Here is a 17,215-nt window from a genome sequence, read left to right as displayed (position 1 = left end):
CGCGCTCACGTCCCTTCGCGTATCCATTCCCAATTTCTCGTCATCGTCGCAGGGGCCTCAAACATACGGATTGAGGCTTGCGAAAACCGGTGCCCGAACGGGACGGCAGTTCCAATTCCGTCAAGGTTCCGAGCAGACAACCCGGTCAACAGGCCACCCGAACTGATGTGACCGATCTTGTAGCTAGTCGCGCCATGGCACGCATTCCACAGTGAACAGGCAGCCTCTGGTGTCTCTCCGGGAGTACTCGGCGGAAGGGGCTGGAAAGGAGCAACATCATGCCTATCCCCACACTGTCCGACACCATCCAACTTGACGACCCACATGCCGGAAATGCCAGTGCCGGCAATGGCGGCGACGGATACAGCTACGGCGATATCAGCTACAACCCCGTCGCATATGTCGCCAACGTCCAGACCGTAACTGGCGCCGGTATCGATGTGCATAACGGCGACCATGTCGCAGATTGGGCAACATGGGATGCTGGCTTTGGCGGGCACGGTGGTGCAGCTGAAGCGGAAAACGCCACCCTTTCGACCCTTACGAACAATGGCTCCGGCGGCGCCGGCGGCAGCTCGACTTCCAACGGCAGCCTGGGTTCAACAAGCGGTGCTGATGTCGCGGCAGTGAGTGCCGACACCACCGCCACCCAGACCACAACCCTTCTGGCGGATCAGCATGCCACCATCATCGCCGGCATGGGCGGCAATGGCGGTGCAGGCAGCATGGCGCGGGGAGGGGATATCTCTTCCGCCCTCGTGCATACCGACCCCAGCACCACCACCACTACCACTACAGATACAGAATCATTGGCGAACTCTTTCGCCGACAGCTTCAACGCCAGCCACGATTTCGACCTCAGCCATTTGACGGTGTGAGCAGTCCGGGCTGCGGATCGGCGGCCCGCGCCGCCGATCCGGTTTTGCAGAGCCTTGGCCAGACGAAGAGAGTCCAAGAGACTTCCGCTTCGGGTTCCCGCGATGACGTCCTTGTTCACACAACATGTCCGCTCGGCGACGCCGCTGGAAGCTGCTTTGCGGGCGTGCCTGGGTTCGTTCGGCTTGGTCTTCGCGTTCAGTTGCGGCTACAATCTCTTTCTTCTCGCCCCTTCGATCTATCTGCTGCAAATCTATGACCGGGTGTTGTCGAGCCGGAGCGTGGACACGCTGATCATGATCACCTTGATCATGGCGGTGGCGGTGGTGGTCGGATCATTGCTCGACGTCGTTCGCCGGGCCGCGCTTTCACGCATAGCCAGTTGGCTGGACCATCGCTTGCGCCCGACAGTGCTTGCGGCGGCATTCGAATATGCCGCCCGCTCCGATCCGGGCAAGGCAATGGAGGCATATCGGTATCTCGCAGCGATCCGACAGTTTCTGGAATCCCCCGCCAGCGTGCTCCTTTTCGATGCTTTTTGGGCACCGGTGTTTCTGATGCTGCTGTTTATGGTTCACCCCTTGCTTGGAGTGATCGGTCTTGGCAGCGCGCTCCTGCTCCTGTTTTTTGCCATCACCATGGAATGGGTCACCCGGGCGCCGAGCGCGAGTGCAAATCTCGCGCATGCGACGAGCTATGCCCGGCTCGGAACGGCGCTCAAATACGTTCAGATCGTGCGCGCCATGGGCATGCAGGAAGGCGCTGCGCGCTTTGTCTACAAAGACGCCGAGAGTGCGAGGATTGCGCAGGACACCGTATCGAGACGATCGGAGATCGTTCAGGCGCTGTCGAAATCGACCCGGACATTGACGCAGATCCTGATGATGGGGGCCGCCACTTGGCTGGTGCTTTGGGATAACAGCAGTCCAGGCATCATCTTCGTCGCCAGCCTGTTGCTTGGACGGGGGCTGGCCCCGGTAGAGAGCGTGATCGGCGCATGGAGGGCATTCGCTTTCGCCCGCAATGCTTGCGAACAACTCAATCAGATGCTTGTCGCGGTTGCTCCTGACCCTGGCATTCGGGAAACGGCCTTGCTCAACCCGATGGGCGACCTTGTGCTCGACAATGTTGGATTTGCCTCGCCGGTATCGGGCAAACGGGTTCTCCAAGGGGTTTCAATGCGCCTGATCGGCGGTGATTGCCTTGCCTTGATAGGCCCCTCGGGTTCCGGAAAGTCCACGCTGGGGCGCATCATCGCCGGCGTTGCACGGCCAAACGAAGGGCTCGCCATGCTTGACGGGCTGGAACTTTCGACGTTGCGATACTCCGCAGACGCGCGCCGTATCGGCTATCTCCCTCAAGACATTGATCTCTTCGGAGGCGCAATCAGGGATGTCATCGGACGCCTTGATGGCGACGATCCCAAAAAAGTCATCGAAGCAGCCAAGCTGGTGGGCCTGCACGACACGATCATGCGGCTGCCGCAGGGTTACGAAACGGATGTCGGCGAAGGCGGAACCGCGTTGCTTCGCGCACAGAGACAACAACTCGGCCTGGCTCGAGCCGTCTACGGCAATCCGAGCCTTGTGGTCCTCGATGATCCCAACTCGAGCCTGGATTATCGTGGGGAGCGCATCCTGTTCGAGACCATTGAACGGCTGAAGTCCAGACGGGTGACTGTTGTGGTCATCACCCATCGGATGGGGATCCTGCCGATCACCAACAAGATCGCGATTCTGCGGAACGGAACCCTCAACGCATTCGGCGACAGCGAGGAAATCTTCGATGCCCATCTTCGTCCGCCGCCGCAATACGAAAGAGGCTTGGGATCCGGGTGATGACGCTCTCTTCGCCAAATACCCCGATTGTCCTGGCTGGCAGCGCCGCGCCAGCGCAGCGGTCGCGACCCGTGCGCGTTTCGAGCGCCGTGAGCCATGCACCGGGCAGCGACCAATTCATGGGATATGCGGAATTTGAACCGGCGCCACCGGCCCCGAGGCTTCGGGCCGTGGCCTGGACGGGCAACCTGCTGATCGGCTGTTTCGTGCTTGGATTGGGATTCTGGTCGGTTTTGGCGCCGCTCAAGAGTGCTGCGATCGCGTCTGGAATTGTGGAGCCGGAATCGAGCCGCAAGACCATCCAGCACCTGGAGGGTGGGATCGTTCGACAGATACTCGTCAAAAATGGCGATGTGGTTTCTTCGGGACAGGTCCTGATAAAGCTCGACGACGTGAAACCACGTTCACAAAGCAACGCTCTTACGGGCCAGTTCTGGGATGCCAAGATACGTCAAGCTCGGCTGCTTTCCGAACAGGGCGAAAAAGACCACGTCATCCTCTCTGAGGAAATACAGGCTGCGGCGAGCCGCCCGGCGATCCAGGCTATCCTGGCAGGGCAACAAAAAATCTTCGAAACGCGCCTCCAGGTCGCGCGAGCACAGATCGTGGTGATCCAGGAGAAGATGGCGCAAATCCAGCAGGAAATCGTCGGGCTTCATGCGCGGCAGGCCGCGCTGTCAACCAGGGCGGACATCGTGCGAAAGGAGCTGGCTACAGTCACGGATCTCGTCGCCAGGAAACTCGAAAGGCAAAGCCGCCTTTTCGATCTCATGCGCGAAAGTGCGGACGTCGATGACCAGCGCGGCGAAACGGCCGCTCAAATCGCCCGCGCCGAAGAGTCCATCAGCGAGGCGCAGGCCGACCTTTTGAAGTTTGAGAGCGACCGCCAGAACGAGATAGCGCAGAGCCTTCGCGAGACCGAGAGCCAGCTATTGCAACTTGCAGAGCAAATGCGGGCTGCCGATGATCAACTTTCCAGAACGGAGATCAGAGCCTCCGAAGATGGGGTGATCACCGATCTTCGCATTCACACTCCAGGCGGGGTCGTGGGTGCCGGCGAGCCGCTTCTTGATCTGGTGCCAAAAGAGGATCGTCTCATCGTCACCGCGCATATCAGGCCCGAAGACATCAATGTCGTTCATGTCGGGTTGCCGACCAAAGTTCATCTCTTGCCTTACGATCAGCGGCGGGTGCCGCTCCTTTCCGGCACGGTCACCTATGTTTCAGCGGATCGCCTGGTGGATAAGCAAAGCGGCCAATCCTACTATGCGGCGACGATCCGTGTTTCAGATGAGCAATTGGCCAGGATGACGGACGTGACGTTGGTGCCCGGAATGCCCGTGCAGGCGTTGATCGAGACGGGTCAAAGTACCGTGGCGCTCTATGCGCTGAGGCCGGTCCTCGACAGTTTCAGCAGGTCTTTCCGAGAGGATTGATCAGCTTCACCACACGGCGCTGTCTCGCATGGCAAATAGCCACCGGGATCGCCCCGCCGTAGGTCAGCTCGTTCAAACAATAATCTTCGTAGAAAATGAGATGATCCAAGTGGTTTGAGGATTCCTACTTCTGGCTGGAGTTCGCATCATGAGCTGCTCTCTTGCCCAGTCGGATCACGATTTCGGTTCTATTCTGGACCCGCAGCTTACGCATGATGTGCTGGATGTGCATTTTTACAGTGTTTTCGGAAATATTCACGTTGGCTGCGATCACCTTGTTCGAATGACCAAGCAGCAGCTGCGCGAGCACATCTTCCTCGCGATGGGTGAAGCCGGAGGAGATTTCAATAACGTCGATGCTTTCCGAGGCATATGTTTGTCCGTTGACGTGTGTCTCAAGCACGACTGGCTCCTCGACCAGCGAACCGATGGGATGCGGGCAATACACGCCGCCTGCAAGGACAAGGCGAACGCCCGCCAGGGCAACGTCCAGTGACAGCGAAGTGGTGAAAAAGCCTGTGACACCCATACGCAGCGCCTGCACGGCCATGGTCGGGTCGCCTGCATTCGACAGAAGAGCAATCTCGGCTTGCGGGAAGGCTTCTTGCACAGCGGCAAGATCGTCGCGCAACTTAGGATCCTCGATACTCCTCGATCCCAAATAGAACCCAACAATGCGAACGTCCATGCCGCATGCGCTGTCCAGGTTTTCGACGGACTCCATCTCGATGAAATCCCATCCGGGGAATTCACCTTTGAGAAGTCTGACGATAGAGGTTCTTGCGAGTGCGTGATTTCCTACAACGATCATAGCGCATGGGCTATGCGAGGAATGCCGGGGCATTATACTCCCCCCTTGTTGGCACCTTTGAGATACGCAAACAAGCTTAACAACTTATCACGTTCGTCTGTTTGACCAAAACGAAATAATTAGTGAAGTTAAAAATATTAAACAATAAAGCAAAAATCGACAGAATGATTGAGCCTTCAAGTCGATCACCTAGTTGTGCGCACATGGAAGGTTCTGTGCCAATGTTCGGAGATCAATTTCGACCGCGTTTGGCTTCAGCGTTTCAATCTCAAAGTCGCTGACGCGAGCGCGCGGCACGATTTTATTCAAGGGTGTCCAGTCCCCTGAGGATGTCGTCTGGCATGCGGTATTCTTCTATGTTCGCCATGGCGCGAATTGTGGGACGCGGTGAGGCTCGGCGCGCAGATTTCGAACTTTGCGTGAAAATGCAGAGAGAGAAAGTCGCCAGACGCTCAACCGATTGGCGCATCGCCGCGGCGACGGCAAAGCTTGATCCGCCGTGATGAGGTTCGGCATCAAAGCTGGTTCACGGCCTCGCGGCAAACGTTATCAGTGACATGGCAAGGCGCAATCGATGCGCCTTGCCATGCTAAATCCGTCAGTCTTCTGGTGGTACCCAGAGGTCCTCGAAGCCCTTTGCCGGCTCGAGCTGGTCGAACCAGTCAAAGCCGATCGACTTCATGATGCGGCTGTTGATGACCACAACGCGGGCCTCGGTCTGCGAGGTGCAGAAGCGCTTGTGGGCGCAATAGGGCGGGATGTAGATGAAGTCGCCCGGACCCCACTCGGCCTTCTTGGGCGTCTTGTCCCACTCCCAGATGAAGGTGTCCTTGCAGTCGAAGCGTACGTCGTAGTGCAGGTCATGCCCGGTACCTTCGATGACATAGGCCACCTCTTCGGTCAGGTGACGGCTGGTGCCGGTGGCGCCGCCGGCGGGAATGAACTGCATGTAGATGTCGAGGCAGCATTCCTTGGTGTTCATGCGCTCGTTGATGATGTGCTTGATCAGGCCATCGGCCGACCGCTCCATCGGCATATCGTTCCACTTAACGACACCCACGCGCTCGTCGTATTCGCGACGGAATTGCTTGGACGCTTCCAGTGCCTCGGCATAGAAGCTGACATAGTTGTCGCCGGTTCGTGCGCGTTCGCGCTCGATCGGGTCAAGGAAGGGCGGTATTGCTGACATTGGTGTGTTCTCCCTGATTTCGGCGGATCAAAGCTCTGCAGGCGGGGCGTAGTTTTCCTGGCCCGGTGCCGGTTCCTTGGGCGGGAATTCGACCACCTTCTGGAAGATCAGGTGCATGAAAAGGAAGAGCGGCTTGGCCTTCGCGACAAGGACGATGGTTTCGTCATCGTGATCGTCCGAAAGATGCTGGTGCACGCATCCGTTTTCCACGATCAGCGCGTCGCCGGCCTCCCAGTCCAGGCGCTTGCCGTCATGGATGTCGTGGCCCTTGCCCTTGAGGACGAAGAACACCGCACTGTTCATGTGGCCGTGCTTCTGGCCGTAGCCGCCTGGCGCGAAGGCGTCGACATGGGTCTCGATCGACTGGGCGACCTTCACGGCCTGGGGGTTGATCACCTTCTTGCCGAAGTTCTGCGGGCCGCCTTTCCACTTCAGGTCCTTGGTGTGATAGACGCGGGGCTGCGAGAACAACTCGGACATCAGTTCGCCATAGGTACCTTCAAGGCCGCGGACGAAAGTCCGCTTCTTCGTCCAGCGTTCCCAGACCACCTCGCTAGGCTGATCGCCACTATTGTGGCCGGTCTTTGCAACGTCTGTGTCTATCGTCATATGCTCCTCCGAATTCGTCCTGCCCCGTCAACCGCGCAGTCGCTCGTCTGGCTTGCCTTGCACGGGTTTCGGCGAGCTGCGGTTGTGACATTCGCCCCGGGCAAACGCAAACTTTGACCGGACCTGCCGATTGTTAGCGGAGCACGCGCAACATAGACCAATAGACAGAACTGCTGGGTCCCAGATCGAATTACTACTGGCAGCAGGGCCAGTCAGAGTGCTTCAGATATGGCAGAGCGGATCACGATGGCGGAAGTCTATGCGAACCCTGTTGGCTGGGGTTTGGTGACACGACGCTTTGAACGCCGAGCAGATTTCCGAGGGGCCGGACACAGGCGCGGCTACGGAACTCCGATACTGCCTGAGACTGTCCAAGGGAGACGGGAATTGAGAAAATCACTTAAGACAACATCGCTCGCACTTGTCGGTGCGCTCGTGCCCGCTGTGGCCTTCGCGCATACCGGGGTGGGACATGTCGGTGGCCTGGTTCATGGCTTCGTGCACCCGATCGGCGGCCTCGACCATATTCTGGCAATGGTCGCGGTCGGCGTGTTCGCTGCTTGCCTCGGCGGCCGCGCCCTGTGGATGGTGCCGGCGTCGTTCGTCGCCATGATGGCCTTTGGCGGCCTGCTTGGTGTGCAGGGCATCGCTGTTCCCTTCGTTGAGATCGGTATCGCTGCAAGCGTTATCGTGCTTGGGCTGGCTGTCGCCATGCGCCTGACGGTGCCGGTTGCGGCTGCCATGGCGCTGGTCGGGGTCTTTGCCATCTTCCACGGCTACGCTCACGGCGCCGAAATGCCCGTCGATGCCTCTGGCGTGAGCTACGCCATGGGCTTCATGCTTGCGACCGCACTGCTTCATGCGGCCGGTATCGGCGCAGGGCTCGGTGTCGGCCGCTTCGGTGCGCACTCCGGCCTCATGCTGCGCGCCAGCGGCGGCGCCATGGCGACCGCTGGTGTAGCGATCCTGACCGGGCTTATCTGACCCCGATGCAATGGCCCGGATCAGCTACCGGCTGATCCGGGCCATTTGTTGGAACAGCCGCCGCCGATAGGCCTGGCGGCTGTTTTGCATTTTCAGACCTCGATCAGGACGTCGTTACCGTCGACGACCACCTTGTAGGTCCTGACAGGAACAAGGCAGGGCGGGGCGACGACTTCGCCGGTGCGGACATCGAAGGCTCCATTGTGGAAATCGCATTCCACAGTATGCCCTTCGAGGTAGCCTTCCGACAGCGAGCCCGGGCCGTGCGTGCACTGGTCGTCGGTGACGTAGAAGGTGCCTCCCACATTGAAGACGGCAAGCGTCAGCCCATCAGCCTCCACCTGCATCGCGCAGCCGAAATCGACATCGTCGGTGGAGCACACTTTGAGCTTCGTGCGGATGCCCGTCATTTCCAAACTTCCTTCGCCTCACTTGGCCGAGCAGTTGACGCTGAGGATGCCCGGCGCTACGTTTCGCTAAATAAGAACAGCGTTCCGTATAAAGGAACGAACGCGTAGGATAGGCGGTTGGGTGAAAACGTCAACCTGGCCGGTCAAGCCAAATCGGTCTTGCAGGCATCCGTGTTCAAGTCGCCTCTCACCTTGGCCGATGTGCCAAAAGACCGCTGAAAGGGAGGAAAAGCATGCTTCGGAAGGACCAGAACGATCTTTTGACGCAAACGGGCCAGGCCACCCCAATGGGCGATATGTTCCGGTGCTACTGGATCCCGGCGCTGCTGGCCGAGGAGCTGCCCGAGGACAACTGCCCACCGGTGCGGGTCAAGCTTCTCAGCGAAAGGCTGCTGGCATTCAGGGACAGTCAGGGCCGCTATGGCCTGATCGACGAATTCTGCGCCCACCGGGGTGTTTCGCTGTGGTTCGGCCGCAATGAGGAAGGCGGGCTCCGCTGCCCCTATCATGGCTGGAAATATGACGTTACGGGGCAGTGCATCGAGGTGCCGTCGGAACCCGTCGAAAGCGGCTATTGCAACAAGATCAAGCTGAAATCCTACCCGCTGATCAAGATCGGCGACATCCTGTGGACCTATATGGGCCCGGCGGAAAAGCAGCCGCCACATCCCGAATGGGAGTTCGCGCTGGTTCCCGCCGAACAGACCTTCACCTCGAAGCGCTGGCAGGAAAACAACTGGCTGCAGGCAATGGAAGGCGGCATCGATTCAAGCCACGTTTCGTGGCTGCACAGCGGCAGCCTGAACTCCGATCCGCTGTTCAAGGGCGCGCGCGGCAACAAGTACAATCTGAGCGACCAGAAGCCGTTCTTCGAGGTCAGTGACAGCGCCGGCGGGCTTTATATCGGCGCGCGCCGCAATGCCGAGGAGGGGCATTATTACTGGCGAGTGACGCCATGGGTGATGCCGTCCTTCACCATGGTCCCGCCGCGCGGCAACCATCCGGTGCACGGCCATTTCTGGATTCCGATCGACGACGAGAACTGCTGGGCCTGGAGCTTCGACTACCATCCGACCCGCGCGCTGACCGCCGATGAACGGCAGGCGATGATCGACGGCAAGGGCATCCACGTCACTTATGTGCCGGGCAGCTATCGTCCTCGGGCCAACAAGGACAATGACTACCTCATGGACCGCGAGGCCCAGCGCGCCGGCACGACCTATTCCGGGGTCGAAGGCATCGCCATGCAGGATGCCTCGCTGCAGGAGAGCATGGGGCCGATCGTCGACCGCACTAAGGAGAACCTGGTGTCGACCGACAACGGCATCATCATGGCCCGCCACAGGCTGATGAAGGCGGCAAAGGCGCTTCGCGAGAAGGGCGTGCAGCCACCGGGAATCGACCCCGCGCACCAGCGTGTTCGCTCCGCGGCGATCGTTCTGCCGGTCGACAGGTCCTACAAGGACGTCGCCGACGAGGTGCTGAGCGTCATCCCGGGCACCGCGCCGGCGTCGGTTTGAGCCAATAAGAGGGCGCGCGACAAGCGCGACGCTCGTCCATGGAGGAGCCGCAATGCAACTTGCCTTGAGCGAAAGCGCCCGGACAACGACGACCGAGGAAGCGCGCTTTCGCATCGGCGATGCGAATTCCTCGCCGCGTAAGTCTCGGATCATCGCGCTTGACGAACCCGGCCATGCCGCCTTGCGTCGGGTCGAGAGCATGCCCTGGAACGGCGCGCGGTTCTTTCGCTTCATCGAAGCCAAGGTGCCGAGCGAACGGCTTTCCAGCCTGCCGGTGGATGCGGTGCTCGAGTGTTTCGATGGCAAGCGTGTGAGCCTGCTCGATGAGATCGCCGACGCCGATGTCGTGGTGATGTTGACCGGTGGCGCGCCGGCGCCAAACGCGGCCGAAGTCATAGGCAATGCCTGTTTTGTGCGCGGCAAGATGACCACCGGGCTGATTCTCGGTTCCGACGAGAGGGAAGGCGGCCGCACCTTGAGCGCGCTGCGTCCCTATGCGGCAATGCTTGTGGTGTCGGCGGACGAGGAATTCGTCGCCGAAATGCTGACGGCGCTGCGGGTGTGACCGATGCTCGGTCCAGCATTGCTGTCGGCAGGCCGTGGCGTCGAACAGCGGCCCTTGCTGTTAGGCCCTCCAACCGTACCTCGCAAAGCTGTGCTATCCATCGGCCCGGCAACAACGTACGGAGCGATGGCTTGATGAAATCGGCAGCGGCAAGCAGCGTGAAAAAGCCTGCAAAAAAGCAGCGCAATCGCCTGTCTTCGGTGGCAACGGCAATTCGCTTGCTTAAGGCATTTTCGCAGGACGAAGAAGAGATCGGCGTCAGCGCCCTGGCCCAGAAACTCGGCGTCGCCAAGAGCACCGTCCACAGGCTGGCCGTCACGCTGGTATCGGAGGGGTTGCTTGAGCAGAACCCGGAAACCGAGCGCTACCGCTTGGGCATTGAACTGTTTGGGCTCGGCACACTGGTCAGGCGCCGCATGGACCTTTCGACCGAGGCGCGGCCTTACCTGTTCGATCTTCGTGCCCGCACGGGCGAGACCATCCTGCTCGGCATCCCGTCCGATGACGAGATCATGTATGTCTACAATCTCGAAAGCCCGCAGGCGCTGCGCATGCGCTCCGACATCGGTGTCCGCCGCCCGGCCTATTGCACCGCAGTCGGGCGCGCCATCTTCGCCTTCGCTCCGGAAGCAGCGATCGATCGCCTTCTTGCCGGACGCCTCGCGGCGCGGACCCCAAGGACAGTCACCAATCCGGAAACGTTGCGCGCCATCCTCGCCGATGTTCGCCAGCAAGGGTACGCGATCGACGACGAAGAGAGCGAACCTGGCATCCGCAGTATCGCTGCGCCCGTGCGCAATGCGCGTGGCGAAGTGGTCGGCGCAGTGGGGATCGCGGGGCCATCGCAACGCGTGTCGCTCGAAGCGCTGACGGGATTTTCCGAACCGCTTCAGGAAACCGTCGCCGCGATATCGGCGCGTCTCGGGCACGCCAGACGCTAGCAGAATAGATACATGGGGAGACCGGACGCTCAATGACGCTCATCAAGCTGACTGGAACGGAAGTCTCCTGGGGATGCGACGACGGCGACACGATCATGCGCGCGGCCATCCGCGCCGGCCTCGGCTTTCCCTATGAATGCAATGTCGGATCATGCGGCAATTGCCGGTTCGACCTGCTTCGCGGGGAGATCGAACATCAGCGCAAGGACCCGCCGGGACTCAGCGAAAGGGACCAACTCCGTGGACGCCGCCTAGGCTGCCAGTCGGTGCCGCTGGGCGACTGCGAGATCAAGGTCCGCATGTCGCCAAAATATGAGAGCCGGTTCGTGCCCCACCGGCAATCGGCAGTTCTGGTGGCGACGCGCGACATCACGCACGACATCCGCGAATTCCGTTTTCGCCTCGACAGCGCTGCACGCTTCCAGCCTGGGCAATATGCGCTGCTGAGCATTCCCGGCGTTGAAGGCAACCGGGCGTACTCCATGTGCAATACGGGAGAGGACGGCGGCGAGTGGCATTTCCAGATCAAGCGGGTTCCGGGCGGGGAGGCGACAAGCCGTCTCTTTGACTATCTGCAGCTCGGAAGTCGTATCGGCGTCGATGGTCCCTATGGCATGGCCTATCTGCGCGAGGACGCGCCGCGTGACATCGTCTGCATCGCCGGCGGGTCGGGACTGTCGCCGATGATTTCGATCGTGCGGGCCGCTGCAGTGTCGCCCGGATTGGCGGATCGGCGCGTGGACTTTTTCTACGGCGGGCGCGCGGCACGCGACATTTGCGGCCGGGACATGCTGTCCGAGCTGCCTGGATTTGGCACCCGCATGCACTATCACGCGGCGATCTCGGCGGCAGACGAGCTCGACTGGACCGACTACAAGGGCTTCGTGCACGACATGGCTGCAGCTGTGATGGGCGAGCGGCTCGCCGCTTGCGAAGTCTATTTCGCCGGACCGCCAGCGATGGGGGAGGCGGTGCAGCGCATGCTGGTCGAGCGAAAAGTCCCCGCCGAGCAGGTGCATTTCGACCAGTTCTACTGACCGTTTGGGAGGGACCAATGTTGCGATTGTCGCTCGGCTGCTGGGATTATGACCGCACGCGCGCCTTGATGGAACGCACGGTCGTTCCTGACGGCATCGACCTCACCTATCTCAACATGCCGGTGGAAGAGACGTTCTTCCGCATGTTGAGGTATCGCGAGTTCGACGTCGCCGAGATGTCGCTATCGTCCTACGTCGTCTCATGCTTCTCCGACGAGCGCCCGTTCGTCGCGATCCCGATATTCCCGTCGCGCTTCTTTCGCCATTCGTCGATCTACATCAATGCCGGTGCCGGAATCGCCGAACCCAAGGATCTTGTCGGGCGGAAGGTCGGTTGCCCCGAATACCAGATGACCGCACCGGTCTGGATCCGCGGCGTTCTTTCCGACGAATATGGCGTTCGCGTCGAAGACGTGGAGTATCTTACCGGGGGCGAGGAAAGCCCCAATCGATCGGAGAAAATCCCCCTCAGCCTGCCGGAAAAAATTCACGTCAGCCGGATAGGGCCTGAAAAGACGCTGGCGGCGATGCTCGGAGAGGGCGAGATCGACGCACTTTATACGGCGCGCAAACCCTCGACATATGAAGGCCCTGAGGGGCAGGTGCGGCGGCTGTTCGAAAATTTCGTCGAGGTCGAGCGCTCCTATTTCCGCCGCACGGGTATTTTCCCGATCATGCACACGGTCGTCATCCGGCGGGAGGTCTATGAGGCCAATCGCTGGATCGCCCAGTCGCTGTTCAAGGCCTTTGGCGCCGCGCAACAGCGCGCCTATCGCGACCTCAGGGAAACCGCGGCGCTGAAGACGATGCTGCCCTGGCTCGCGGCGCATGTCGAAGATGCCCGCCGCGAAATGGGCGATGACTATTGGAGCTACGGTTTCAAGCCCAATAGGAAGGTGCTCGAGACATTCCTGCGCTATTCATTTGAACAGGGGCTGTCCAAGCGGCTGCTCAAGCCGGAGGAGATATTCGTGCCAGAGACGATGGAATCCTTCGTCATCTGATCGGCCGGATCGTTCGCCATGCGTGGGGCTCATCGCTGCCATGCCATGGAGTATCTTCATATTGCAGTGCAATATGCCTATATGTTTCTTGTGCAATGCAACAAGGAGATATGGGCATGTCTGCAATCACATCTGGAACGAGACGTGGTCGTCGGTCGATCTTCGGCTACATCGCCAATACTCTGGACATGTTTGCCGCAGCCCAGTCGTGCAGCGAAGCCGTTCGTCGCGGCCGCCGGCCGGAAACTTCGGCGCTTCGCGCCCTTGGCATCAGCGAAACATCGTTCGACCAGATCAATTTTCGGCGCTAATTTCAGCTGATTGCCCTGCCCATCATGGCGGCATGGCACTCCTTATCCAGATCGCGCCTTGCCGCTCTCGGTCGCCCCCGACTCATGCGCATGATGATCGCTACGACCGTCATGATGATGATGGTCGTGCCCGTGACTGTGGCCATGATGATCGTGGCCGTGGTGGTGGCCGCCATGATCATGATGATGGATCCTCTGACGCGGACTTGTGCCGCGCGGATCCTCGTTGAACACCAGCGACTTGATCGTCACGGGAACGGTGCGTGACGGCAGCCGGATCTTGCCGAGATCGATGTAGTCGAAATCCCTGAGCTGAAGGCCGTCGATCACCAGCATGTCGGTGTCGACCTGCATTTCCTCGGAGAGAATGCGGCCGAGCGTCATGGCGATGTCGCCATCGAGCATGATGTAGATCGGCATCTTCGCTTCGATGCGCGCCGCAAGCCCGGCGCGAAGCCCTTCAGCCAGAGCGCGGATGCGCGGATATTCCGGCCTGCCTTCCCAGCGTATCGCCAGCACCAGATCGCCGCTGCCGTCCGCTACATCAAACGCCGTGAGATGAGATCGGATCAGTTTGGAGATCTCGGCCGCGTCGATCGCCTCATCCATCGGCAAAGGTGGTTGCAGCACCGGCATATTGCGGCGGGGCAGCAGCCGGCCGGGGCTGGTGATGTGGCTGGTGTTGCCGCTGAGCTGAATGGAATATTCCGATGCGCCAAGTGCGGTCGCGCGAATGCAGGCGCCTGCCGGAAGAAGCGGCCAGGGCAGTTTCGCCAACTCCGCCCTGAAGGCCGCGCCAAGGCGCTTGCCCATGTCGCCGAAGTCGGCATTTTCCCGTTCGTAGACGAATTCCCCGACACCTCCCGACACCATCACACCGTCGATCTGCCCGAAATCCTCGATCGGGTCGGTGAGATAGAGATGCCGGATGTCGGTTGTCAGCTCTCCGCGCAGGGCCGACGCAAGCGTCGATGCCATCAAAGCCGCGACCTTGTCGAGTTCGGCCGGCGTCGCGAAATCTCCCACCCGCAAGTCAACACCGGCCCGGGCAGCATGGTGTCGTCCTGCCGGATCGAGACGCGTGATCTGCCCTGACGCGTCAGTGACCTGCAGCCGCCCACCGATATGGATCGCCCCGGTCGCCTTGATGGCGCCTTTCTCGACGATGGCGAGTTTGGTGGTGCCGCCGCCAATATCGATGTTGAGCAGCCGCTGTCCCAGGTCGTAGGAGGCTTTGGCCGCACCCGACCCATAAGCCGCAAGCATCGCCTCCATGTGATGACCTGCCGTGGCGCAGACGAACTCGCCGCCCTGTTCGGCCAGAACCCGGGCTATGCCTTCGGCATTCTCGCGACGTAACGCCTCGCCAGTCAGGATGACGACGCCGGTATCTATGTCCGCCGTGCCGACCCCGGCTTCGGCATAGGCCTCGTCGATGATCTTGCCGAGTGCCGCATCATCGATGCGCGTCTCGCTGCGATATGGCGTCAGCTGAACCGGAGATTGGTAGATGGTCTCGCGCTTGGCGACGATGTAGCGGCTGGTGAGATCCTCGCCGAGCCTGCGCATCAGCATGCGTGAGAAAATGACCTGCGTGCCCGACGAGCCGATATCGATGCCGACGCTGGTCAGGACGACGTGGTCCTGAATCCAGATCGGGTTTTGCTCGATCGGCCCAAGTGCTTCAAGGCTGTCGTGGTCGTGATCGGAATCGGGGCCGTGGTCGTGATCGAGCGTGTCGCCATACATATGGTCGTCGAGTGTGTGCGACTTCGGCTGGCCTTCTTGGTCAGCTCTATCATTCCCGTCACCCATCTAGCTCTCCTCCCGTCGAACGCAGGCCATTTGAAGACCTCCACATTGTAGGATTGGTCTGCCGCAGTTTCGATCCGACGGGCAAAACCGAATTCGAAAGGGAGCAAGACGCCGATCGCAAGGCCAGAAGAGGGGCCGCTAGGAGCCAATCAATTTCAATATTTCTCGGGTCCCAGCAGTTCGGTTACCGCTAGTCACAGTTTGCGACGGACCCCCATCGCAGCGCGATGGTGTTCTACGAATTGGGAAGGACTTGTTATGGCCGGTGATGCGATTGTCTCGGAAGAACTCGCAAAGAAGTTCGCCACCGAGAAGGAGACGCCCTACACGCGTTGGGTGGCGAAGGAAGGCCTCGACATCATCGGCGCCTTCTACGTACGCAATCTGCACACCGTCGAATTGAAGCCCTGGGCGCGACGCGGCGGCAGCGGCGTTTTCATTAATCACGACGCCTCTCGCACATCGAACGATTGTTACGTCTGCGAAATCCCTGCCGGCGGCAAGCTCGCCCCTCAGCGTCAGCTGTTCGAAGAGATGATCCTGGTGCTCGACGGCCAGGGCTCGACGACGGTCTGGAACGACGCGGGCACGAAGGTGAGCTTCGAATGGCAGAAGGGGGCGCTGTTTGCGATCCCGCTGAACACCTGGCACCAGCATTTCAACGGGTCGGGGCAAAAGCCGGCCCGCTTTGTTGCGGTTACCAACAATCCGCCCGTGATGAACCTCTACGAAGACGAGGACTTCATTTTCAACTCGGCCCACGACTTCAAAAGCCGCTTCAATGGCGAGCCGGACTATTTCGCCAACAAGGGCGAGCAGAAAGGCCTGCTGCTCGAAACCAACTTCGTTTCCGACGCAGTCAATCTGCCGTTGATCACCGCCAAGGAGCGCGGGGCCGGCGGTGGCCATATCCGCTTCAACCTGGCGCGGGGCTCGATGAACAGCCACATCTCGCAGTTCCCGATTGGTACCTACAAGAAGGGGCATCGGCACGGCCCAGGAGCGCATGTCATCGTGCTCAGTGGGGAAGGCTACAGCCTGATGTGGCCTGAGGGCGAGGAGCCCAGGCGCTACGATTGGGAGGTCGGCACGATGATCGTGCCGCCCAACCTCTGGTACCACCAGCATTTCAATACCGGCACCACGCCCGCGCGCTACCTGGCCTTCAAGCACGAAGTGGTTTCGATCCGAAACGCGCAGGGCGTGCCGAAGGCCTGGATCAGCCAGCGCATCGGCGGCGATCAGATCGACTATGCCGACGAGAAGCCGCTGGTCAGAACCTTGTTCGCCGAAGCCTTGTCGCACAACGGAGTGGCAACGCAGATGGAAAGATACTACGAAGCTGAGCAGGCTGATCTGCCGGAATGGAATGTCAGGGCCGCGTCCTGATCCATCACACAGGCGATCACGAGGGAGGGTAAAATGTGCGGTGAAGTCGAAGACGACCGGCAGGCTGACAGCGAATTGGTCGAGCGGCTGCTCTATGTTGCTCGCGCCTATGGCGTCACCCGCGACACACTGACCGCCCGCAGTTCAGCACCCTTGGCGTCGGATGCGGACCGAAGCGGCTATATGAGCGAGTTGTCTCGCCGTGTCCTCAATCACGCAATCAGTGACCTGACTGCCATTCCAGATGGGCTGCGCACGGAGACCATTGCAAACCAGGCGATCGTGTTCGCACACCTTGCCGGCTTCCTGGCCGGCAACCTGCCGGCCGGCGAAGATACGACCCGCATGTTGCTGGAGGCGATGCTTGAAGGTCAGTCAGAGCCTCCGCGTGCCTTTGCTCGGCTGCGCGCGCTCGATCATGGTCACGATCACAGTCATGACCACGACCATGGTGATGGCCACCATCATCACCACTGACGC

17 protein-coding genes are annotated in these 17,215 nt (G+C 60.3%); 12 read left to right on the top strand and 5 right to left on the bottom strand.

The genetic code is table 11. The features are described 5' to 3' along the window. Nucleotides 1–278 precede the first annotated feature (278 nt). From AC1RTB_RS01625 to AC1RTB_RS01615, 3 genes are all read left to right on the top strand, one after another. A complete protein-coding gene (locus AC1RTB_RS01625; RefSeq protein ID WP_492876728.1) occupies nucleotides 279–878 on the top strand; it encodes a PE-PGRS family protein in 600 nt (199 codons plus the stop codon). 102 nt (nucleotides 879–980) lie between these two features. Next, entirely contained in the window at nucleotides 981–2,714 is a 1,734-nt protein-coding gene (locus AC1RTB_RS01620; RefSeq protein ID WP_492876730.1) for a type I secretion system permease/ATPase, read from the top strand. A 119-nt stretch (nucleotides 2,715–2,833) separates the two neighbouring features. Then, nucleotides 2,834–4,150: an HlyD family type I secretion periplasmic adaptor subunit gene (locus AC1RTB_RS01615; RefSeq protein ID WP_492877305.1), complete on the top strand. Its 1,317-nt coding sequence runs from the start codon at nucleotides 2,834–2,836 to the stop codon at nucleotides 4,148–4,150. Nucleotides 4,151–4,274: 124 nt separating this feature from the next. On the opposite strand, the gene AC1RTB_RS01610 is transcribed toward AC1RTB_RS01615, so the two are convergent. From AC1RTB_RS01610 to AC1RTB_RS01600, 3 genes are all read right to left on the bottom strand, one after another. Next, nucleotides 4,275–4,961 (bottom strand): helix-turn-helix transcriptional regulator, encoded by a 687-nt coding sequence (locus AC1RTB_RS01610; RefSeq protein ID WP_492876732.1) that lies wholly within the window; start codon nucleotides 4,959–4,961, stop codon nucleotides 4,275–4,277. A gap of 598 nt (nucleotides 4,962–5,559) precedes the next feature. Further along, nucleotides 5,560–6,150, bottom strand: coding sequence for a cupin domain-containing protein (locus tag AC1RTB_RS01605; protein ID WP_492876734.1), 591 nt, complete (start codon nucleotides 6,148–6,150; stop codon nucleotides 5,560–5,562). A gap of 27 nt (nucleotides 6,151–6,177) precedes the next feature. Beyond that, nucleotides 6,178–6,759, bottom strand: coding sequence for a cupin domain-containing protein (locus tag AC1RTB_RS01600; protein ID WP_492876735.1), 582 nt, complete (start codon nucleotides 6,757–6,759; stop codon nucleotides 6,178–6,180). A gap of 387 nt (nucleotides 6,760–7,146) precedes the next feature. On the opposite strand from AC1RTB_RS01600, the gene AC1RTB_RS01595 reads away from it, so the two are divergent. Further along, complete coding sequence (locus AC1RTB_RS01595) at nucleotides 7,147–7,743, top strand: HupE/UreJ family protein (protein WP_492876737.1); 597 nt, start codon at nucleotides 7,147–7,149, stop codon at nucleotides 7,741–7,743. A 92-nt stretch (nucleotides 7,744–7,835) separates the two neighbouring features. Here AC1RTB_RS01595 and AC1RTB_RS01590 read toward each other — a convergent pair whose 3' ends face one another. Continuing rightward, entirely contained in the window at nucleotides 7,836–8,153 is a 318-nt protein-coding gene (locus AC1RTB_RS01590; RefSeq protein ID WP_492876739.1) for a non-heme iron oxygenase ferredoxin subunit, read from the bottom strand. A gap of 233 nt (nucleotides 8,154–8,386) precedes the next feature. On the opposite strand from AC1RTB_RS01590, the gene AC1RTB_RS01585 reads away from it, so the two are divergent. The 6 genes from AC1RTB_RS01585 to AC1RTB_RS01560 all read left to right on the top strand — a co-directional run bounded on the left by AC1RTB_RS01585 (nucleotide 8,387) and on the right by AC1RTB_RS01560 (nucleotide 13,531). Beyond that, nucleotides 8,387–9,673 carry an aromatic ring-hydroxylating dioxygenase subunit alpha gene (locus AC1RTB_RS01585; protein ID WP_492876741.1) on the top strand — a complete coding sequence of 429 codons (1,287 nt, stop codon included), beginning with the start codon at nucleotides 8,387–8,389 and terminating at the stop codon, nucleotides 9,671–9,673. Between the two features lie 52 nt (nucleotides 9,674–9,725). Beyond that, the gene (locus tag AC1RTB_RS01580) at nucleotides 9,726–10,238 is read left to right on the top strand and encodes a hypothetical protein (protein WP_492876742.1); all 513 of its coding nucleotides are present in this window, start codon (nucleotides 9,726–9,728) and stop codon (nucleotides 10,236–10,238) included. Nucleotides 10,239–10,396: 158 nt separating this feature from the next. Beyond that, entirely contained in the window at nucleotides 10,397–11,179 is a 783-nt protein-coding gene (locus AC1RTB_RS01575) for an IclR family transcriptional regulator (protein ID WP_492876744.1), read from the top strand. Between the two features lie 32 nt (nucleotides 11,180–11,211). Continuing rightward, entirely contained in the window at nucleotides 11,212–12,216 is a 1,005-nt protein-coding gene (locus AC1RTB_RS01570; protein ID WP_492876746.1) for an FAD-binding oxidoreductase, read from the top strand. Between the two features lie 17 nt (nucleotides 12,217–12,233). Then, nucleotides 12,234–13,220: a substrate-binding domain-containing protein gene (locus AC1RTB_RS01565; protein WP_492876748.1), complete on the top strand. Its 987-nt coding sequence runs from the start codon at nucleotides 12,234–12,236 to the stop codon at nucleotides 13,218–13,220. A gap of 116 nt (nucleotides 13,221–13,336) precedes the next feature. Further along, nucleotides 13,337–13,531: a hypothetical protein gene (locus tag AC1RTB_RS01560; RefSeq protein WP_492876750.1), complete on the top strand. Its 195-nt coding sequence runs from the start codon at nucleotides 13,337–13,339 to the stop codon at nucleotides 13,529–13,531. Between the two features lie 42 nt (nucleotides 13,532–13,573). Here AC1RTB_RS01560 and AC1RTB_RS01555 read toward each other — a convergent pair whose 3' ends face one another. Then, nucleotides 13,574–15,346, bottom strand: a complete 1,773-nt coding sequence (locus AC1RTB_RS01555) for an ethanolamine ammonia-lyase reactivating factor EutA (RefSeq protein ID WP_492876752.1) — start codon at nucleotides 15,344–15,346, stop codon at nucleotides 13,574–13,576. Between the two features lie 258 nt (nucleotides 15,347–15,604). On the opposite strand from AC1RTB_RS01555, the gene AC1RTB_RS01550 reads away from it, so the two are divergent. Both AC1RTB_RS01550 and AC1RTB_RS01545 read left to right on the top strand, forming a co-directional pair. After that, entirely contained in the window at nucleotides 15,605–16,735 is a 1,131-nt protein-coding gene (locus AC1RTB_RS01550; RefSeq protein WP_492876754.1) for a cupin domain-containing protein, read from the top strand. Nucleotides 16,736–16,768: 33 nt separating this feature from the next. Beyond that, on the top strand, nucleotides 16,769–17,212 hold the full coding sequence (locus AC1RTB_RS01545; protein ID WP_492876756.1) for a hypothetical protein: 444 nt from the start codon (nucleotides 16,769–16,771) through the stop codon (nucleotides 17,210–17,212). Nucleotides 17,213–17,215: the final 3 nt, after the last annotated feature.

The organism is Aminobacter sp. GW821-FHT11F06 (assembly GCF_058808215.1).
This window is presented reverse-complemented; position numbering and strand designations above follow the sequence as displayed.